Source organism: Streptomyces sp. NPDC006739 (genome assembly GCF_042869815.1).
GTDB lineage: Bacteria > Actinomycetota > Actinomycetes > Streptomycetales > Streptomycetaceae > Streptomyces.
This window is the reverse complement of record NZ_JBIAGM010000021.1, coordinates 25,742-43,236: the sequence shown is the minus strand read 5'-3', so window position 1 is coordinate 43,236 and position 17,495 is coordinate 25,742. Positions and strand designations below refer to the sequence as shown.

Below are 17,495 nucleotides of genomic sequence, written 5' to 3'. Positions count from 1 at the left end.
AGGAAGCCCATGGCAACGACCACACCAGCCGGTGTGCGGGCTCACGCCAAGCACGGGGGCGGCGCCACCGCCGACGCCCCGATGACGCACCGGCAGATCATGGAGGCCCTGTCCGGGCTGCTGCTCGGCATGTTCGTGGCGATCCTGTCGTCCACGATCGTCTCCAACGCCCTGCCGCACATCATCGGCGACCTCGGCGGCGGCCAGTCCGCCTACACCTGGGTCGTCACCGCCGCCCTCCTGTCCATGACCGCGGCCACCCCCCTGTGGGGCAAGCTCGCCGACCTGTACAGCAAGAAGGCGCTCGTCCAGATAGCCCTGGTCATCTATGTGCTGGGCTCGGCCGCCGCCGGTCTGTCGCAGAACGCCGGCATGCTGATCGCCTGCCGTGTCGTCCAGGGCATCGGCGTCGGCGGTCTGTCCGCCCTGGCGCAGATCGTCATGGCGGCGATGATCTCCCCGCGTGAGCGCGGCCGTTACTCCGGCTACCTCGGCGCCACCTTCGCCGTCGCCACCGTCGGCGGCCCGCTGCTCGGCGGTGTCATCACCGACACCTCCTGGCTGGGCTGGCGCTGGTGCTTCTACGTCGGCGTCCCCTTCGCGGTCATCGCCCTGATCGTGCTGCAGAAGACCCTCCACCTGCCCGTCGTCAAGCGTGACGTCAAGGTCGACTGGGGCGGCGCGTTCCTGATCTCCGCCGCCGTCTCGCTGCTGCTGGTCTGGGTCACCTTCGCCGGCGACAAGTACGACTGGCTGTCCTGGCAGACCTACACGATGGTCGCGGGCTCGATCGTGCTCGGCGCGCTGTTCGTGTTCGTCGAGTCAAGGGCCGCCGAACCGATCATCCCGCTGCGCCTGTTCCGCAACCGCACCATCACCCTGGCCTCGCTCGCCTCGCTGTTCGTCGGCATCGCGATGTTCACCGGCACGGTGTTCTTCAGCCAGTACTTCCAGCTGGCCCGCGACAAGTCCCCGACGATGTCCGGCGTGATGACGATCCCGATGATCGGCGGCCTGTTCATCTCCTCCACGGTCTCCGGCCAGTTCATCACCCGCACCGGCCGCTGGAAGGCCTGGCTGGTCAGCGGTGGCGTGCTGGTGTCTGCCGGGCTGCTGCTGCTCGGCGGCATCCGCTACGACACCGAGTACTGGAAGATGGCCATCTTCATGGCCCTGCTGGGTCTCGGCATCGGCATGATGATGCAGAACCTGGTCCTCGCCACGCAGAACCAGGTGGCTCCCTCCGACCTCGGCTCGGCCAGCTCCACGGTCACCTTCTTCCGCTCCCTCGGTGGCGCGGTCGGCGTCTCCGCGCTGGGCGCGGTGATGGCCCACCGGATCACCCACTACGTCCAGGACGGCATCTCCGCCCTGAACCCCAAGTACGCCGCCGCCCTGGCCGGTTCGAGCTCCACCGACAGCATCCCGGACATGGGCAAGCTGCCCGCGCCGCTGCGCACGCTCATGGAGAGCGCCTACGGCCACGGCATCGCCGACGTCTTCTTCATCGCCGGCTGCCTGGCGGTCCTCGCCTTCCTGATCACCCTGTTCATCAAGGAGGTCCCGTTGCGGACCAAGGGGGCCCTGGCGCAGGCCGCCGAAGGCGCGGCCCCGGCCGACGTCACCGCCGAGGCCCCGGCCGCCGTCCCCGCCGCCTCCCCGGCCGCGGAGCGGGTGCCCAGCTGGGCCGCCGCCACCTCCACCACCGAGGCGGCCCCCGACGGCACCGGGCGGCTGGCCACGGCCGTCGCCACGATCGCCGAGCCCGGCTCCCTGGGCGGCGACACCCCGGTCCACGGATACGTCCGCGGCGCCGAGAGCGCCCCGGTCCCGCAGGCCGCGATCACCCTGATCTCGCTCGCCGGCCGCCAGCTGGGCCGCTCGGTCGCGCAGGCCGACGGCTCCTACGGGCTCGACGCGCCCGGCGCCGGGTCCTACGTCCTGATCGCCTCCGCCGACGGCTACCAGCCGCAGGCCTCCACCATCGTGGTGGGCGAGGAGCCGGTGTCGTACGACATCCTGCTCAGCGGCACCAGCGGGCTGAGCGGTGTGGTGCGGGCGGCCGGCAGCGCGCTGCCGGTCAAGGACGCCATGGTGATCGTCACCGATGTGCGCGGGGACCTGCTGGCCAGCGCCGCCACCGGTGAGCAGGGCGAGTTCACCTTCGCCGAACTGGTGCCGGGCGTGGTGACCGTCGCGGTGAACGCGATCGGGTTCCGGCCGCGGGCCCTGCCCGTGGAGGTCGGCGCCACCGGCGTCACCCGGATCGAGGTCGACCTCGACTCCGGCGCCCAGCTCCAGGGTGTCGTACACGCCCCGCGCGGTCCGCTGGCCGACGCCCGGGTGACCCTGGTGGACGCGGCGGGCAACGTGGTCGGCACGGCGACCACCGGGGACGACGGGGCGTACGCCTTCGCCGACCTGGACGGCGGCGAGTACACCGTCATCGCGACGGGCTACCCGCCGGTGGCCACGGCCCTGACCGTCTCCGGCGCCGGAGTCGACGGCCACGACATCCAACTCGCCCACCCCGGCGAGTAGTCGGCCCACGGCCCGTGGCGGGCGCGCCTGTCGGTTCCAGGGCGCCCGCCACGGGCCGGTCTCATACGGTCAATTTGTAAGCGTTTCCAGTACTTGAGAAGGAAGAGAACGGGATGGGACTGACCGCGAGGATTCGCACCCGGGACGGATGGGCCGTGTCGCACGCGGTCGTCACCGTGACCGACATGACGGGCGCCCAGGTGCTGCGCGCCGAGGCGGACGCGGAGGGAGCCGTGCGCGACACCACCGAGCTGGCCCCGGGGGCGTACACGGTGATCGTCACGGCCGTCGGGTACGCGCCCGCCGCCGCCAGCGCGCTCGTCACCGCCAGCGGCCGGGCCGAGGTGGGCACGCTGACGCTGGCCCGGCAGGGCGGCACCGAACTGCCGCCGCCCGGCCCCTGGACGATCGACCCGGTGCACTCCTCCGTCGCCGCCGTCGCCCAGCACCTGGGGATCTCCAGCGTGCACGGCCGGTTCACGGAGTTCGCCGGCGGCATCGAGATCGCCCCCGACGACGTCACCAAGTCCCGGGTCCAGGCGGTCATCCGGGCCGCCTCCGTCGACACCGGCAACACCATGCGCGACACCCACCTGCGCTCGGCGGACTTCCTGGACGTCGAACGGCACCCGGAGATCACCTACCGCTCCACGGGCGTCACGGCGGCCGGCTCGGACCGCTGGACGGTTCACGGCGAACTCACCATGCGCGGGGTCGTCCGCCCCGTCGACCTCGACCTCGCCTACCTCGGCACCGGCGCCGACCCCTGGGGCGGCACGCGGGCGGCGTTCCGGGCGACGGCCGAACTGCACCGCGAGGACTTCGCCATGAACTACAACCAGGTGGTCCAGGCGGGCATCGCCGCCGTCGGTACGACCCTCAAGGTGGAACTGGACATCCAGGCGGTGCAGGGCGAGTCGCTGCCGCAGGCGTAGGCACGCCAGGGTCAGCCACACCGGCGCCCCCTGCCCCTAGGCTGAGGCCATGGCACCGAACATCGCGACCAACACCGCCGTCTCGCGGGACGACCTGCTGGACTTCGTACGGCCCCGGCACCGCGCCATCCTGCTCACCCGCCGTGCCGACGGCAGCCCCCAGGGCTCGCCGCTGACCTGCGGGGTCGACGACTCGGGGCGGATCGTGGTCTCCACCTACCCGGAGCGCGCCAAGACCCGCAACGCCAAGCGGGACCCCCGGGTGAGCCTGATCGTGCTGAGCGACGACTGGAACGGGCCCTGGGTCCAGATCGACGGCACGGCGGAGGTCATCGACACGCCCGACTCCGTGGAACCGCTCGTCGAGTACTACCGCAACATCGCCGGTGAACACCCCGACTGGGACGAATACCGGGAGGCGATGGTCAAGCAGGGCAAGTCGATCATCCGGGTCACGCCCGAGCGCTGGGGCCCGGTGGCGACCGGTGGCTTCCCGGCGCGGCTGTCCGAGCAGGAGGGCTGACACCGTCAGCCCCGGGTGACCATCGCCTCGATGCCGGCCACCAGGAGGTCCAGGGCGAAGGCGAAGTCCCGGTCCATCATCTCCGCGACCGTGTCACCGCCCCGGGCCGCCATGTTCTCCCTGGCCTCCTCGACGATCTCGGCGGCCTCCGGCGACTCGGAGGCCGCGCTCATGGCCTGCCGGAAGTAGTCGTCCGCGCTCACCCCGGCGTCCTCGGCCCGGGCGAGGAAATGGCCCTGGATCGTGCCGTAGCCGTACACGAACTGGAAGACGGCCGAGATCGCCCCCGTCACCCGGTGCGCGGGCAGCCCGGTGCGGCGGATGGTGTGCTGCACCGCGCGGGCGAAGACGAGGGCGTTGGGACCGATGTTGAGATAGCGCCCGGTCAGCGGGGACAGCCACGGATGGCGCACCAGCAGCTGCCGGTACTCGCCGGCCAGCGCCCGCAGCCGGTCCCGCCAGTCCTCCTCGCCCTCGCCCTCCGCCGGCGTCCGCAGCTCGCCGAAGGCCGCGTCGAGGGCGAGTTCGAGCAGGTCGTCCTTGGTGTCGACGTACCAGTACACGGACATCGCGGTGACGTTCAGCTCCGCCGCGAGCCTGCGCATGGAGAACTTCGCCGGCCCCTCGGCGTCCAGCAGCCGTACGGTCGCCCCGGTGATCCGCTCCCGGTCCAGCCCCGAGGGCTGCCGGCCCGCACGGCCGCCCCGGCGCGTCCTGCCCGCCAGCCACACGCTGGACCGTGCCGGCCGTTCGGCTGCCTTGCCCATCGGCGCACCTTCCATGACTCCGGCCCCCTCTTGAAGATGCTAGGGCTGGAACCACCTGTGCTGTCAGGGCACGTCCACCCGCTGGGCGGCTTTCCCGTCAGCCTTTCCGGGTCAGGTCGTAGAAGGTGGCCGTGCCGACCGTCACCTTCTTGAAGGTGCTCTCCACCCATGCGGTGATCTGGGACGCCGTGCCGCTGTTGCCGCCGCCCATGCCCCCGCCCATGCCGCCGCCGGCGATGAAGTAGTGGATCTTCCCGTCGGCCACGTACTTCTTGAACTGGGCCAGGGTCGGGGACGGGTCGGTGCCGTTGAAGCCGCCGATCGCCATCACCGGCTCCCCGGTGGCCAGTTGGTAGCTGGCGGCGTTCTGGGAGCCGATGGAGGCGGCCACCCACGTGTACCGGCCCGCGTCCGTCTCCAGCAGTTTCCCGGCCGCGGAGCTGACCTCGGCGCCGTTGAGCAGACCGCCCACGCCACCGCCGCCCCCGCCGGTCCGGCCGCCGGGGAGGCCGTTGCCGTTCTGCCGGCTCCCGCCCGGCATGCCGCCGCCGAAGCCGCCGGTGCCGCCGTTTCCGGCGCCGGGGAAGCCGTTGCCGTTCTGCTGCCGGCCCTGGTTCTGGCCCTGCCCCTGGTTCTGGCCCTGGTTCTGGTCCTGCCCCTGGTTCTGGCCCTGCCCCTGGTTCTGGCCCTGGTTCTGCCCTGGCATGCCGCCGCCGAAGGCGCCGCGCATGCCGCCGCCCTTGCCGCCGGGGCCGCCCCCGCCGAAGCCCATCATGCTCGCGCCCGCCGGACCGGCCGTCGGGATGGAGCCGGTGTGCGCGGAGTCCACCGTGCTGAGCGTGTACGCGGTCGGACCGGCCAGCGCCGCCACCAGACCCACGGCCGCCGCCCCCAGGGCGAGCCGCCGGGAGATCCGGCCCGCGAAGACCAGACCGAGCGCGGCGGCCGGCCCGCCGAACAGGACCAGCCACTTCAGCCAGGGCAGATAGGTGGAGGTGCGGTTGAGCAGGACGTAGCCCCAGGCCGAGGCGGCCACCACGGAGCCGGCCAGGGTGATCGACGCCCACAGTTCGTCCCGCTTCTCCCACAGCAGTCCGGCGCCCATGCCGACGACGGCCGCGATGTACGGGGCGAGGGCCACGGTGTAGTACTGGTGGAAGATGCCGGCCATGTAGCTGAAGACCACCATGGTGATCAGCAGCGAGCCGCCCCAGACCAGGAACGAGGCGCGGGTGGCCGACGTACGGCGGGCCCTGCGCGTCGCCCACAGGCCGGCGGCCAGCAGGATCAGCGCGGCCGGGAGCAGCCAGGAGATCTGGCCGCCGATCTGGGAGTTGAACATCCGGTTCCAGCCGGTGGCGCCCCAGCGGCCGGTGCCGTTCCCGCCACCGCCGCCCACGCTGCCGGTCTCGTCGCCGCTGATGCGGCCGAGGCCGTTGTAGCCGAAGGTCAGTTCGAGGAAGCTGTTGTTCTGCGAGCCGCCGATGTAGGGGCGGGAGGAGGCCGGCCACAGCTCGACGATCGCCACCCACCAGCCGCCCGACACCACCAGCGCGACGGTCGCGAGCCCCAGCTGCGCCAGGCGCCTGCGCAGCCTCACCGGGCCGCAGACGGCGTAGACGATCGCCAGCGGCGGCAGGATCAGGAAGGCCTGGAGGGTCTTGGCGAGGAACGCGAAGCCGATCGCGGCGCCCGCCCACACCAGCCACCGGGTCCGCCCGTCCTCCACGGCCCGTACGACGAAGGAGCAGGCCAGCGCCATCAGCAGGGCCAGCAGCGCGTCCGGGTTGTTGAAGCGGAACATCAGCGCCGCGACCGGGGTGAGCGCGAGCACCGCGCCCGCGATCAGACCGGCCGCGGGGCCGAACCGGCGGCGCACGGAGGCATGGACCACGGCGACCGTGCCGACGCCCATGAGGACCTCGGGCGTCAGGATCGCCCACGAGTTCAGGCCGAAGATCCTGACCGACAGCTCCATCGGCCACATGAACGCGGAGGGCTTGTCGACGGTGATGGCGTTGCCCGCGTCCAGCGATCCGAAGAAGAACGCCTTCCACGACGTGCCGCCCGCCTGCACGGCCGCCGAGTAGAAGGAGTTGGCGTAACCGGAGGCACTCAGGTCGTACAGGTACGTCACGAGGGTGAGGGCCAGCAGGCCGAGGAGGGCGGGGCGGGCCCAGCGCGGGTCCTCGGGCCGGCCGCGCCACAGTCGCCGCACGAACGGCTGTTTGGGTTCGCCGTTCTCCGGGGCCGGGGCGGCGGGGGAGTGCGGATCGGCCGAAGGCGGGGCCGTCGGGGGCGGGCCCCAGGCGAGGGTGCCGCCCTGCTGGGTCGTCGTCCGGTCGTAGTGGGTGGTCATCGGGGGTCCCCCGGGTCGGTGTCGTGGGAACGCGCCGGCTGCAGCCGCATCGTCGCGTCCCTCCAGGTGCCGTCCGCGGCCTCACCGGCGCGGATCTGGGTGGTCGTGGTGGTGGTCGTCGGCGTCCGCGGGGCCGGGCGCTGCGGGAGCGGCGCGTACGGGCCTGGCTGCGCCGGGATGGCGCAGACGGTCTCCCCCACCGGCTCGGCGGCGCCGGCCTCACCGTGGTCCGGGAAGACCCAGGCGCGGAAGAGCAGGAAGCGCAGGACCGTCGCGGCGAGGTTGGCGGCGATCAGCACCGCCAGTTCGGTGGAGTGCGCGGGCCCGGCGCCGGCCGCGTTCAGCGCGGCGAGCGAGCCGCTGGTCAGCGCGAGGCCGATACCGAAGACGACCAGACCCTGCGCCTGATGCCGTACGGCACCGCCCCGGCCGCGCACCCCGAAGGTCAGCCGGCGGTTGGCCGCCGTGTTGACGACGGCGGAGACGAGCAGCGCGAGCGCGTTGGCGATCTGGGAGCCGGAGAACTGCCGGAAGACGCTGTAGAGGAGGAGGTAGAAGAGGGTGGAGAGGCCGCCCACGACGCAGAACCCGACCAGTTGGCGGGCCAGCCCCTTGGGCACGTCCTGGATCTCGCGGTCGCGCGGGTCGTCGCCGAACGGCCGGGCGACCCGGTCCAGCGGCAGCGAACCGGTGGCCAGGGCCCTGCCCACCCGCCAGACGCCCTTGAGGTCCTCGGTGGCCGTCCTCACGATGTGCACGGTGGAGTCCGGGTCGTCGACCCAGTCGACCGGCACCTCGTGGATGCGCAGGCCGGCCCGCTCGGCGAGCACCAGCATCTCCGTGTCGAAGAACCAGCCGGTGTCCTCGACCAGCGGCAGCAGCACCTCGGCGACATCCCGCCGGATCGCCTTGAAGCCGCACTGCGCGTCCGAGAAGCGGGCCTGCAGCGAGCCGCGCAGGATCAGGTTGTACGCCCGGCTGATGAGCTCACGCTTGGGACCGCGCACGACGCGGGAGGAGTGGGCGAGCCGGGAGCCGATCGCCAGGTCCGAGTGGCCGGAGATGAGCGGCGCCACCAGCGGCAGCAGCGCGTTGAGGTCGGTGGACAGGTCGACGTCCATGTACGCGAGGACCGGCGCCCGGGAGGCGGACCACACCGTCCGCAGGGCGCGCCCGCGGCCCTTCTGCTCCAGGCGGACGCTGGTGACCTCCGGGACCTCCGCCGCCAGCCGCGCCGCCACCTGCGGGGTCGTGTCCGTGGACGCGTTGTCCGCGATCGTGATCCGGAACGCGTAGGGGAAGGTGCGCTCGAGGTGCTCGTGCAGTCTGAGCACACATGGCTGGAGGTCCTTCTCCTCGTTGTAGACGGGGATCACTACGTCCAGGACAGGCGTACCGGCGTTTCCGGCCGGGAGGTGCTCCCGCGCCGGCAGGGTGCCGGGAGAAGAGTCGGTTCGCATGGAACCGACTTTCGTCAGGCGCCCTGTCGCGCCGATGTGGTGGCACTGTGCTGTGCCTGTGAGTGCGACTGCCAGTTGGTTTCCGGGGCGGGCCGGGGCACGGCCGGGCCGAGCGCGGGCAGGTGCACGGTGAACACGGTCCGCCCTGGAACGCTGTCCACGGTGACGGCGCCGCCGTGCGCGGTGGCGACGGCCTGCACGATGGCGAGGCCGAGGCCGGTGGATCCGGTGGACCGCGAGCGCGCCGAGTCGCCCCGCGCGAACCGCTCGAAGACGTGCGGCAGCAGGTCGGGCTGGATGCCCTGGCCGTTGTCCTCGACGTCCACGCACATCCACGGGCCGCTCCGCCGCACGCGCGCGGTGATGGTCGTACCGGGCGGGGTGTGTTTGCGGGCGTTGCCCAGCAGGTTGACCAGCACCTGCTGGATCCGCGCCGCGTCGGCCGACACCAGGGCGGGTTCGTCCGGGAGGTCGAGGCGCCAGTTGTGGTCCATGCCGGCCGCGCGGGAGTCGCTGATGGTGTCGACGACGAGGGGGATGAGGTCGGTCTGCTCGAACTGCAGGGGCCGTCCCGCGTCCAGCCGGGCGAGCAGCAGCAGGTCCTCGACGAGCAGGGTCATCCGGCCCGCCTCGGACTCGATACGGCCCAGCGCGTGCCGGGTGTCGGGCCCGACCTGTTCCCTGCCGCGCCGGGTCAGCTCGGCGTAGCCGCGGATGGAGGCGAGCGGGGTCCGCAGCTCATGGCTGGCGTCGGCGACGAACTGCCGTACCCGCGTCTCGCTCTGCTGGCGGGCGTGCAGGGCGCCGTGCACATGGTCGAGCATCCGGTTGAGCGCGGCCCCGACCTGGCCGACCTCGGTGTGCGGGTCGGTCTCCGCCTCGGGGACGCGCTCGCTGAGGTTCACCTCGCCGGTGTGCAGGGGGAGTTCGGAGACGCGGGTGGCGGTGGCGGCGACCTTGCGCAGAGGGCGGGTGGCCACGCCGACGAGGACGTACCCGGCGAGCACGGCGGCGGCCAGGCCGGCGGCGGTGACGCTGACCTCGACGAGGATGAGGGTGTTGATGTTGCCGTCGGTCTCCTTGGTGGGGAAGCCGACGTAATAGCCACCCATGTACTCAACCCGGTACGTGCCCAGTCCCGGGAGATCCACGGTGTGCCCCTGGCCGTCCCGGGAGGCCTGACCGAGTGCGGTCTTCTGCGCGCCGGTGAGGTCCTCGGCGTTCATCCCGAAGCTGGAGTCCGACTTCTTGCCGAGCTTGCCGTCGGTGACGTAGCCGCCCACGACCGTGGCCGCGACCGTGCCGCTGGGCTGGCCGGGGCCGTGGATGACGAACTCGCTGGGATCGATCGCCTTGCGGTTCTGGCCCTGCTGGTCGCTCTGACCGGGCGTGCCGCCGTCCCTGCCCGGGCCAGGAGGCACGTGGATGCCCGACGCGCGCGCGGTGGCCTCGTGCAACTGCCCGTCCAACTGGCCGTACAGGTGCGTCCTGAGCGCCAGCGTCGTCACCGTGCCGATCACCGCGCACACCACGGCGATCAGCACCACCGACGCGACGACGAGCCGCGTCCGCAGGGTGCGCGGCGTACCCGCCCGCTTCCGCGGACGCGGCCGTCGTCGCCCGCTCATGACACGGCGGGCTTGATCAGGTAACCCGCCCCGCGCCGGGTGTGGATCATCGGCTCCCGGCCGGCGTCTATCTTGCGTCGCAGGTAGGAGATGTACAGCTCGACGACGTTGGCCTGGCCGCCGAAGTCGTAGGACCAGACCCGGTCCAGGATCTGCGCCTTGCTGAGCACGCGCCGCGGGTTGCGCATGAGGAACCGCAGCAGCTCGAACTCGGTGGCGGTGAGATGGATGTTGTCCCCGGCCCGCGAGACCTCGTGGCTGTCCTCGTCCAGGGTGAGGTCCCCGACGACCAGCACGGAGTCGGAGCGCCGGTCGGCGGCGCCGGAGCGCCGGATGAGCCCGCGCAGCCGGGCGACGACCTCCTCAAGGCTGAACGGCTTGGTGACATAGTCGTCGCCGCCCGCCGTGAGCCCGGCGATACGGTCCTCGACCGCGTCCTTGGCGGTCAGGAACAGCACGGGCACGTCCGGCAGTTCGCGGCGCAGCCGCCCGAGCACGGCCAGACCGTCCATGTCGGGCAGCATCATGTCGAGGACGACGGCGTCGGGCCGGAACTCCCGCGCGGTCTGGACGGCGCCCTGTCCGTCCCCCGCGCTCCTGATCTGCCAGCCCTCGTAGCGAAGGGCCATGCTCAGCAGTTCGGTGATCGACTGCTCGTCATCCACCACAAGCACTCGGACGGGGCTCCCGTCCGGCCTCAGCAGTTCGGTGCGCCCCTGGGGCGAGGTCGTGGTCATGGTGGACACCCTGTCGGGGCCCTCTGAGAAGACGCTTTCCGCAGTCTGTGTTTTTCCTGAGAAACGCACAGGCGTCTCTCAGGCAGCTCCTGGGAACGCCGCTCCCTTCAGAACAGCCCGTCCTGCACGCCCGCCGGCTCCCCGAACTCTCGCACCGGCAGGGTGAGTCCTTCCCGCTCCGCCACGGCCGGCGACAGCTCCCACCCCGTCATCAGCCGCGTGTCCAGGACGACGACCCCACGCCCGGCGACCGCCAGATGGAGATCGGGCCCGGCCGCCGCGACCAGCTCCCCGCACGCCGCCCCGCCCGGCCCCAGCTCGGCGACCTCCCCGACAGCCGTCGGCAGGTCTTCCAGCCCGAACGCCCGTGCGTGGTCGACCGGTCGGCAGGGCTCCCGGGTCAACGACTCGGGCCACGCGTCCAGTACGACAGCCCGCGCGTGCAGTTCCCTGATCTCCGCCGCCCGTTCGCCCGGTGTCCCCGGCAGCGCGGACCGCACCGCCCGCTTGGCGGCGTACGGGATCCGGTCCGGCACCCGCAGCGCGGCCCGCAGCAGCTCCTCGGTGCGCCGGGCGGCCATCAGCGGACCGGTCCCGAGCCAGCTGAAACAGACGGCACCCTGCTCCAGCAGCCGCGCCGGCCCCCGCTCCAGAGCCGTGATCCCGACCTTCACCATGCCGGGCCCGAACCACGCCAGATAGACGTGGTACGGCCGTGGATCGTCGGCGATCGTATCCGCGGCCACGGAGTGCGCCCGGTCCAGCCGCGCACACTCCTCGCACCGCGCCCCCGTGCTCCGCCCCGGCACCACCGCCCGCACCGGGCACGGATGCCCCCGCGCCCCCACACACTCCCGCACGCCCCCTTCCGCGACCCCGAAGGCCACGCGTTTCCCCCACCCCAGCGGACTCCGGCGCCCGCCGTCCCACACGAGCACAGGGCCGTCCGGCGACCACCGCAGTCCCGAGCACTTCCACGTCCGCGCCATCACTCAGAGACTAGGCGGAGGGTCTGACATCGGCCCCGAGCACCGGCTCACCCTCCCCCACGGCCGGCGCGGCCGGCGCGACGGCCGTCGTACGCGTCCGTCCCCGGCCCGCCAACCGGCAGCTGACGCAGCCGGAGTGACCGTCGCGGGCCGCCGTGTCGCGCACCCGCATCCCCCACTGCCCATGGGGCCGCACCCCGGGCGGCTTGCCCCAGCCGGAGAGGTGCAGGACCCAGGTGACCAGGGCCCCGCCGGCGACCACCGCCAGCCCGCCGACGACGGCCACGACCGAGGCCGTACACACCCCCAGTCCCACCAGGCCGCTTCCGACGGTCGCGATCCCGAACCCCGTCCACCCGGCGATGGTGTGACCCTCGTCGTACAGATGCGCGCTCACGTACCCGCCTTCCCCTTGTAGGCAGCTTGAGAGGCCTAGACTTCTCACGACGGAAGAAATTTAGCGACCAAATCTCTCACGCTCTAAGGGGTTCGCGAAAGATGCACGGCCCGCCGCGACCACCCGCCACCCCGGCCGAGGCGCTGGCGGGGATGGACCACCTGATCGCCGCCCATCTGATCGGCCAGCAGGAGCTGGCCCGCCGTCTGGGCCTGAACGTCACCGACCTGACCTGCTTCGCCTTCGTCCTGGAGGCCGGGGACGACCTGCTGACGGCCGGTGACCTCGCCGCCCGCGCGCATGTCACCACGGGCGCGGTGACCGGCATCCTCAACCGCCTCGAACGCGCCGGATACGTCAGCCGCCGCCCCGACCCCGCCGACCGCCGTCGCGTCCGCGTCGCCGCGGTTCCGGACGCCGTCACCCGCGTCCAGGCCGTCTACGCGGGCCACCACAAGCGGCTGAACGCCCTGTTCGCCGACTACTCCCCCGAGGAGCTGGCCGTCCTCACGGACTGGTTCACCCGCGCGACCGCCCTGGCCCACGAGTACCTGGAGAAAATGAACAGGAACGACCCGGAAGACGAGTGCTGAACGGCACACAAATCGGCGAAACAGGAGAAAGCAGCCGAGGCGCCTTGGGAATCTTTCTTGCCGTCAGCTTTGCGCCGCCATATGATCACTCCGGCTGATCAGCACCAGAAAAATCGCCGATTATTGTCACGGAGGTATCAGTGAGGGCTATTGGGGCCATATCCGCAATGGCTGTCGCGGCCGGCATATCCCTGAGCGCCGCCATCCCCGCGTCCGCCACCAGCTACTGCCCCGGCGGTTCCGGCAGCTGCTTCTTCTACAACTCGAACCGGGGCGGCGCCGTTCACGCCTATTCGGCCAGCACCCCGAACTTCGACGGTGACGTCTTCGCCGACGGTGGCGCCGGAGACGGTGTGCCGGTGAAGAACAACGCGGCTTCGGCGGCGAACGACACCTACTCGTTCACCATGCGCGTGTACTACAACTCGAACTACGCGGGCGTCTACGACGACGTCGCCCCGTCTTCGTGGCGCAATCTGGTGAAGACGAAGAACAACAACGCGTCGCTTCGCCTCTTCCAGTAGAAGTGCTTCGTGGGCGGCGTCCCGTGCTCGGCGGTCGAGTCACGGGGCGCCGCCCTCCGTCGTACAAGAATTGCGAGACATGCGTAAAAGCGAAATCTCCCTGGCGTGCGCCTCCGTGGGGGCTGCGGCCCTCCTCCTGCCTGCACTTTCCGGCTGTTCCGCGGATGCGGACGGAAGCGAGGCGGCGAAGCAGTCCGTCGCCGCGACCGGGGCACCGGTCGACCCCAAGCATTTGACACTGCCGCTGGACGATTACCGCATCCTGAACAAGGACATTCTGGTCATCGACCGGGCACGGGTGGTCCTGCTCAAAAGCTGTATGCGCCGTTTCGGCGTCGATCTTCCCGTGCGGGCCGAGGACAAGGTCCCCGGCCCGCAGTACGACAACGAGCGGCGCTACGGACTGGCCGACGCGGCCGAGGCGGCACGATCCGGTTATCACCTCTTCGAGAAACCGGTGACTCCGGACACGTACTCACGGAAGGAAAAGCAGTTGCTCGACGGCACTGTCACCGTGAGCAACGGGGTCAGCGTGCCGAAGGGCGGATGCGCCGGTGAGGCCGCCCGGAAACTCTCCACGGAAGACGCACAGGAATTCAACCTTGTGCAGAAACTGAACATGAGCAGCTATGTCGCGTCGAAGAAGGATCCCGCGGTCCAGGAGGCGAGCCGGCGCTGGTCGTCGTGCATGAAGAACTCCGGTTACTCCTACCCGGACCCGATGGCGGCAATCAACGACTCCAAGTTCTCCGGACCCACGCTCGGCCCCGACGAGAAATCCGTCGCGAAGGCCGACGTCAGGTGCAAGCAAAAGGTGGGCTTCGTCGCCGTCTGGTCCACCGTCGAGACGGGATACCAGCACGCCCTGATCGACCACGACAAGAGCAAGCTCGCGGTACTGAAGGCCCGGAAGGCCGAGATCGTCAAGCGGGCGGACGCGGTCGTACGCGGGGGCACGGCCTGAGGCCGCCGGCCGAGCCCGGACCGCCGGCCATCACCCGGCCGCCACGGGGGCCCTGTCCGGCGTGCGGAGGCGCTGGGTGCGGAGGCGCTGCGCGATGAAGAGGGCCGCACGGTCCAGTGCCTCGTCGGCCTCGTCGAGGACGCCTGCGAAGCACTGGAAGACGTGCGGCACGTCGGCGGTGACGTCGAGGATGACGTCCACCCCGGCCGCCCTGGCCCGTGCGGCCATGCGCGTGGAGTCGTCCAGGAGCACCTCGTTGGTTCCCACCTGCAGGAGCATCGGCGGGAAGCCGGCCGGGTCGGCGAGGAGAGCCGGGCTGAGCAGCGGCTGACGCGGGTCCTGTCCGGCGAGGTACATGGCTCCCGTGTGGCTGAGCGTCTCGCGCGTGAAGAACGGATCGATGCCCACCTTGGTGTCCATGCTCTCCCCCGTCCTCGTGGCGTCGAGCCCGGGGGAGAACGCCACGATCGCGGCGGGCAGGGGCAGGCCCGCGGCGCGGGCGGCGAGGCAGGTCGTGACGGTGAGGCCACCACCGGCGGAGTCCCCGGCGAACACGATGGCGGCCGGGTCGGCGCCGCCGTCGAGAAGTGCGCGGTAGGCGCCCAGCGCGTCCTCGATCGCCGCCGGGAACGGGTGTTCGGGGGCGAGCCGGTAGTCCAGCGAGAAGGCCCTGAACCCGGTCCTGACCACGAGGTTGCCCGTCAGCGACAGCGCGGTCTCGGGCGAACCGAACACGTAGGACCCGCCGTGGAAGTAGAGGATCGTTCCGGCATGCGTTCCGGCATTCGATCCGGCATTCGATCCGGAACGCGAGGGTGTGACCGGCTCGGCCGGCTCAAGCGGCTCGGCCGGCTCAAGCGGCTCGACGGCCAGTGCGGGGCGGCCACCGAGCACCACCGCCGTGGTGCGGATGCCGTCCGGGACGATCATTTCGGCCATCAACGCCCTGAACCCGGCCCGGATCGCCTCGACCGGCCGCGGCCCCTCCGGCCGGGGCCGCCGCATCGCCGCGTCGATCCTCGCGCGCTGTTCCCTGCTCATGCCTGTGCCCGCCCCTCGTGAAAAGTAGCTTCCGCTACACTATATGCCATGGCATATACATCGTCCGGCGGAACGCCCGAGGGCCCGATCGACCTCCCGGACCTCTTCGCTGACCTGGTCCGATGCGAGACCCGCCTCTACAACGCCCTCAACGACCGCCTCCGCGAGCGGCACGGGATCGTCACGTCCCAGTTCGAGTTCCTGCGCCACCTCCGCGACCACCCCGGGGCGCGGGTGGCCGACCTCGCCGCGGAGTTCGCCATCGGGGTCGGCGCCACCAGCAAGGGCATCGACCGCCTGGAGAAGCAGGGACATGTCGTCCGGCAGCCCAACCCCTCGGACCGCAGGTCGTCACTGCTGGCTCTGACCGAGGAGGGCGCGGAACTGGTCGACGCGGCGGAGACCACCTTCGCCGAGCGGCTGGCGGAACTGATCGGGGGCACCCTCCAGCCGTCCCAGATGGCGGCCACCGCACAGGCGCTTTCGCAGCTGCGCTGCACGCTGGAACACGACGAGATCGGCACCCCCACGGGCTGACACCACTCGATGTCAGTGCCCGCGTGCCTGCGGGTACGGGTCCGGTCAGCCGTTCCGCGCGATCCACTCGCCGCCGCCCAGCGGATAGTCGTAACCCGGACGGCCCGCGCCGGCGCTGGTGCGGAACGCCGTGCCGTCGTTGTCGATGTGGACGGTGCCCCGGCGGCTGCCGCTGGACCATTCCAGGGTGAGGTCCCAGCGGACGTCGTGGGCGTTGGTGTGGGCGATGACGTAGAAGACCTCCGGGTCGGACTCGCTGACCTTGTACGGGAAGTCGCGCTGCCCGTTCTTCACGGTGACCGTGGGACTGCCGTTGTCGAGGTCGATGTCGAACGACTTGGTTCCGACGCCACCGCCGCAGCCGACGCCCATGGAGTAGTCGTTCCAGGCGAGCGGCGCGCCCTTGGTGAGGACCCGTACGTGCAACGCCTCCAGGACGACGGTTTCCTGACCGGTGCCCTGCACGGTGAGGCCGACCTCCTGCTCGCCCGAGGACACCGCCCCGTACGCGGCGGCCCAGCGCGGGGCGTCCGGCTCGTTCGCCGGCGGGCCGACCTGCGCGGGCCCGCTGTCCACGAGGAAGTGCTGGCTGCACGGGCTGTCGTAGACGTAGGGCCGGGTGCCGACCGTGAGGGGGGCACTGCCGGTGGAGCCGCCCGCGGCGTCGCTGGTGGCAGCGCCGTCGGTGCGCGGGGCGCCGCCCTGCTTGCCGCCGTTCCGCGAAGCGCCCGGCCCGGCGTCGTCGGACCCGGCGTCGTCGGACCCGGCGTCGTCGGACCCGGCGGTGGCGGAGGCGGGCGAAGTCGGCTTGTTCCCCTTCGCGCTCGGGGAGGGGGACTCGGACGGGTCGGAGGTGTCCGACGTACCGGTGATCGTGCCGGTGTCACCGGCGGCCCGTTCGCTCCCGGCGCCCTTTCCGTCGCCGAACGGCGCGATGAGCACGACGGCTCCCAGCACGGCGACCACCGCGGCGGTGGCGATCAGCACGGTACGGCGACGACGAGGTGCCGACGCGGTGTCGCGCGGCAGGTCGGCGACGTCGGGCACACCGCTCTCGCCGTCCTCCTCCCCCGGCGCGGCCGACGGGCCCGGCTCGACCGCTTGCCGAACGGAAGCCGTCGCGGTGGCCTGATCCGCCTTGCTCCCCCGTGCCGCGTCCGCCAGGATCCAGCGCCGGTGCAACTCCACCAGCTCGTCCGGCGTCGCCCGGCAGACCCTTGCGAGGCGCTCCACCGGTGCGTACTCGACGGGCACCGCGGTGCCGTTGCAGTAGCGGTGCAGCGTGGACGTGCTCATGTGCAGCCGCTTGGCCAGCGTCCCGTAGCTCAGTCCCGAGCGGTCCTTGAGTTCCCGCAGCAGCCGCGCGAACGCCTCTGTTCCGTCGGTCCCCGTTGCCCCTGGCACCCGTTTCCCCGTCCCCTCATGTCCCAGTCCCGCGTTCCAGGGCCCCTGTGTTCTCCCTGTTCAGAGCGCGTTTCGGTGTTCCAGCGTCCCCAACTG

16 protein-coding genes are annotated in these 17,495 nt (G+C 71.6%); 7 read left to right on the top strand and 9 right to left on the bottom strand.

Annotated elements, in window-relative coordinates; all coding sequences use genetic code 11:
• Nucleotides 1-9: 9 nt before the first annotated feature.
• The 3 genes from ACFYMM_RS32800 to ACFYMM_RS32790 all read left to right on the top strand — a co-directional run bounded on the left by ACFYMM_RS32800 (nucleotide 10) and on the right by ACFYMM_RS32790 (nucleotide 3,999).
• Nucleotides 10-2,541, top strand: coding sequence for an MFS transporter (locus ACFYMM_RS32800; protein ID WP_388393271.1), 2,532 nt, complete (start codon nucleotides 10-12; stop codon nucleotides 2,539-2,541).
• A gap of 113 nt (nucleotides 2,542-2,654) precedes the next feature.
• Nucleotides 2,655-3,476 carry a YceI family protein gene (locus ACFYMM_RS32795; RefSeq protein ID WP_388393270.1) on the top strand — a complete coding sequence of 274 codons (822 nt, stop codon included), beginning with the start codon at nucleotides 2,655-2,657 and terminating at the stop codon, nucleotides 3,474-3,476.
• A gap of 49 nt (nucleotides 3,477-3,525) precedes the next feature.
• Nucleotides 3,526-3,999 (top strand): PPOX class F420-dependent oxidoreductase, encoded by a 474-nt coding sequence (locus ACFYMM_RS32790; RefSeq protein ID WP_388393269.1) that lies wholly within the window; start codon nucleotides 3,526-3,528, stop codon nucleotides 3,997-3,999.
• 5 nt (nucleotides 4,000-4,004) lie between these two features.
• On the opposite strand, the gene ACFYMM_RS32785 is transcribed toward ACFYMM_RS32790, so the two are convergent.
• From ACFYMM_RS32785 to ACFYMM_RS32755, 7 genes are all read right to left on the bottom strand, one after another.
• Entirely contained in the window at nucleotides 4,005-4,766 is a 762-nt protein-coding gene (locus ACFYMM_RS32785) for a TetR/AcrR family transcriptional regulator (protein WP_388393267.1), read from the bottom strand.
• Between the two features lie 97 nt (nucleotides 4,767-4,863).
• Nucleotides 4,864-7,125, bottom strand: a complete 2,262-nt coding sequence (locus ACFYMM_RS32780; protein ID WP_388393264.1) for a glycosyltransferase family 39 protein — start codon at nucleotides 7,123-7,125, stop codon at nucleotides 4,864-4,866.
• A complete protein-coding gene (locus ACFYMM_RS32775; RefSeq protein WP_388393262.1) occupies nucleotides 7,122-8,585 on the bottom strand; it encodes a glycosyltransferase in 1,464 nt (487 codons plus the stop codon). The genes ACFYMM_RS32780 and ACFYMM_RS32775 overlap by 4 nt, the downstream gene beginning before the upstream one ends.
• Before the next feature lie 14 nt (nucleotides 8,586-8,599).
• Nucleotides 8,600-10,213, bottom strand: a complete 1,614-nt coding sequence (locus ACFYMM_RS32770; RefSeq protein WP_388393259.1) for an ATP-binding protein — start codon at nucleotides 10,211-10,213, stop codon at nucleotides 8,600-8,602.
• Nucleotides 10,210-10,950, bottom strand: coding sequence for a response regulator transcription factor (locus ACFYMM_RS32765; protein WP_388393256.1), 741 nt, complete (start codon nucleotides 10,948-10,950; stop codon nucleotides 10,210-10,212). Before ACFYMM_RS32765 ends, ACFYMM_RS32770 begins: the two co-directional genes overlap by 4 nt.
• A gap of 107 nt (nucleotides 10,951-11,057) precedes the next feature.
• Entirely contained in the window at nucleotides 11,058-11,939 is an 882-nt protein-coding gene (locus ACFYMM_RS32760) for a DUF2797 domain-containing protein (protein WP_388393253.1), read from the bottom strand.
• Between the two features lie 10 nt (nucleotides 11,940-11,949).
• Nucleotides 11,950-12,336 carry an HGxxPAAW family protein gene (locus ACFYMM_RS32755; protein ID WP_388393250.1) on the bottom strand — a complete coding sequence of 129 codons (387 nt, stop codon included), beginning with the start codon at nucleotides 12,334-12,336 and terminating at the stop codon, nucleotides 11,950-11,952.
• Nucleotides 12,337-12,437: 101 nt separating this feature from the next.
• Here ACFYMM_RS32755 and ACFYMM_RS32750 point away from each other — a divergent pair, with 101 nt between their 5' ends.
• The 3 genes from ACFYMM_RS32750 to ACFYMM_RS32740 all read left to right on the top strand — a co-directional run bounded on the left by ACFYMM_RS32750 (nucleotide 12,438) and on the right by ACFYMM_RS32740 (nucleotide 14,417).
• Entirely contained in the window at nucleotides 12,438-12,929 is a 492-nt protein-coding gene (locus tag ACFYMM_RS32750; protein WP_388393247.1) for a MarR family winged helix-turn-helix transcriptional regulator, read from the top strand.
• Nucleotides 12,930-13,096: 167 nt separating this feature from the next.
• A complete protein-coding gene (locus tag ACFYMM_RS32745) occupies nucleotides 13,097-13,453 on the top strand; it encodes a peptidase inhibitor family I36 protein (RefSeq protein ID WP_388393245.1) in 357 nt (118 codons plus the stop codon).
• Between the two features lie 79 nt (nucleotides 13,454-13,532).
• On the top strand, nucleotides 13,533-14,417 hold the full coding sequence (locus ACFYMM_RS32740) for a hypothetical protein (RefSeq protein WP_388393242.1): 885 nt from the start codon (nucleotides 13,533-13,535) through the stop codon (nucleotides 14,415-14,417).
• A gap of 30 nt (nucleotides 14,418-14,447) precedes the next feature.
• Here ACFYMM_RS32740 and ACFYMM_RS32735 read toward each other — a convergent pair whose 3' ends face one another.
• Nucleotides 14,448-15,458, bottom strand: coding sequence for an alpha/beta hydrolase (locus ACFYMM_RS32735; RefSeq protein WP_388393239.1), 1,011 nt, complete (start codon nucleotides 15,456-15,458; stop codon nucleotides 14,448-14,450).
• 48 nt (nucleotides 15,459-15,506) lie between these two features.
• Between ACFYMM_RS32735 and ACFYMM_RS32730 the strand changes: the two genes are divergently transcribed.
• Nucleotides 15,507-15,995 (top strand): MarR family winged helix-turn-helix transcriptional regulator, encoded by a 489-nt coding sequence (locus tag ACFYMM_RS32730; RefSeq protein WP_388393237.1) that lies wholly within the window; start codon nucleotides 15,507-15,509, stop codon nucleotides 15,993-15,995.
• 45 nt (nucleotides 15,996-16,040) lie between these two features.
• Here ACFYMM_RS32730 and ACFYMM_RS32725 read toward each other — a convergent pair whose 3' ends face one another.
• Nucleotides 16,041-17,399, bottom strand: a complete 1,359-nt coding sequence (locus ACFYMM_RS32725) for a helix-turn-helix domain-containing protein (protein WP_388393235.1) — start codon at nucleotides 17,397-17,399, stop codon at nucleotides 16,041-16,043.
• Between the last annotated feature and the right edge of the window lie 96 nt (nucleotides 17,400-17,495).

Bases quoted from the DNA above. Each gene is read 5' to 3' on its own strand.
- ACFYMM_RS32800 (WP_388393271.1), top strand. From the start codon at position 10: ATGGCAACGACCACACCAGCCGGTGTGCGGGCTCACGCCAAGCACGGG.
- ACFYMM_RS32795 (WP_388393270.1), top strand. From the start codon at position 2,655: ATGGGACTGACCGCGAGGATTCGCACCCGGGACGGATGGGCCGTGTCG.
- ACFYMM_RS32790 (WP_388393269.1), top strand. From the start codon at position 3,526: ATGGCACCGAACATCGCGACCAACACCGCCGTCTCGCGGGACGACCTG.
- ACFYMM_RS32785 (WP_388393267.1), bottom strand. From the start codon at position 4,766: ATGGGCAAGGCAGCCGAACGGCCGGCACGGTCCAGCGTGTGGCTGGCG.
- ACFYMM_RS32780 (WP_388393264.1), bottom strand. From the start codon at position 7,125: ATGACCACCCACTACGACCGGACGACGACCCAGCAGGGCGGCACCCTC.
- ACFYMM_RS32775 (WP_388393262.1), bottom strand. From the start codon at position 8,585: ATGCGAACCGACTCTTCTCCCGGCACCCTGCCGGCGCGGGAGCACCTC.
- ACFYMM_RS32770 (WP_388393259.1), bottom strand. From the start codon at position 10,213: ATGAGCGGGCGACGACGGCCGCGTCCGCGGAAGCGGGCGGGTACGCCG.
- ACFYMM_RS32765 (WP_388393256.1), bottom strand. From the start codon at position 10,950: ATGACCACGACCTCGCCCCAGGGGCGCACCGAACTGCTGAGGCCGGAC.
- ACFYMM_RS32760 (WP_388393253.1), bottom strand. From the start codon at position 11,939: ATGGCGCGGACGTGGAAGTGCTCGGGACTGCGGTGGTCGCCGGACGGC.
- ACFYMM_RS32750 (WP_388393247.1), top strand. From the start codon at position 12,438: ATGCACGGCCCGCCGCGACCACCCGCCACCCCGGCCGAGGCGCTGGCG.
- ACFYMM_RS32745 (WP_388393245.1), top strand. From the start codon at position 13,097: ATGGCTGTCGCGGCCGGCATATCCCTGAGCGCCGCCATCCCCGCGTCC.
- ACFYMM_RS32740 (WP_388393242.1), top strand. From the start codon at position 13,533: ATGCGTAAAAGCGAAATCTCCCTGGCGTGCGCCTCCGTGGGGGCTGCG.
- ACFYMM_RS32735 (WP_388393239.1), bottom strand. From the start codon at position 15,458: ATGAGCAGGGAACAGCGCGCGAGGATCGACGCGGCGATGCGGCGGCCC.
- ACFYMM_RS32730 (WP_388393237.1), top strand. From the start codon at position 15,507: ATGGCATATACATCGTCCGGCGGAACGCCCGAGGGCCCGATCGACCTC.